This is a genomic window from Shigella sp. SIG6 (assembly GCF_053555815.1).
Genome location: NZ_JBQZXC010000316.1, coordinates 1 through 490, shown reverse-complemented (window position 1 = coordinate 490; position 490 = coordinate 1). Strand labels below are relative to the sequence as shown.

Here is a 490-nt window from a genome sequence, read left to right as displayed (position 1 = left end):
CGGTATATATGTTCATATTCTTATTGAAGTAATACCAGGTACCGATTTCAATATAGTTCAGACGATCAGAATCTTTGTAACCTGTAGACTGGCCCCCTGAATCTCCAGACAACCAATATCACTTATTTAAGTGATAGTCTTAATACTAGTTTTTAGACTAGTCATTGGAGAGCAGATGATTGATGTCTTAGGACCGGAGAAACGCAGACGGCGTACTACACAGGACAAGATCGCTATTGTTCAGCAGAGTTTTGAACCGGGAATGACGGTCTCCCTTGTTGCCCGGCAACACGGTGTGGCAGCCAGCCAGTTATTTCTCTGGCGCAAGCAATACCAGGAGGGAAGTCTTACTGCTGTGGCCGCAGGAGAACAGGTCGTTCCTGCCTCTGAACTTGCTGCTGCCATGAAGCAGATTAAAGAACTCCAGCGCCTGCTCGGCAAAAAAACGATGGAAAATGAACTCCTTAAAGAAGCCGTTGAATATGGGCGT

1 protein-coding gene and 1 pseudogene are annotated in these 490 nt (G+C 45.9%); one reads left to right on the top strand and one right to left on the bottom strand.

What is annotated here, in order from left to right; translation table 11 throughout:
* Nucleotides 1–82, bottom strand: a pseudogene (locus tag ACUU1M_RS20585) (porin); the annotation flags it as partial.
* 93 nt (nt 83–175) lie between these two features.
* Here ACUU1M_RS20585 and ACUU1M_RS20580 point away from each other — a divergent pair.
* A partial coding sequence (locus tag ACUU1M_RS20580; protein WP_449144794.1) for a transposase occupies nt 176–490 on the top strand: 315 nt, incomplete at its 3' end.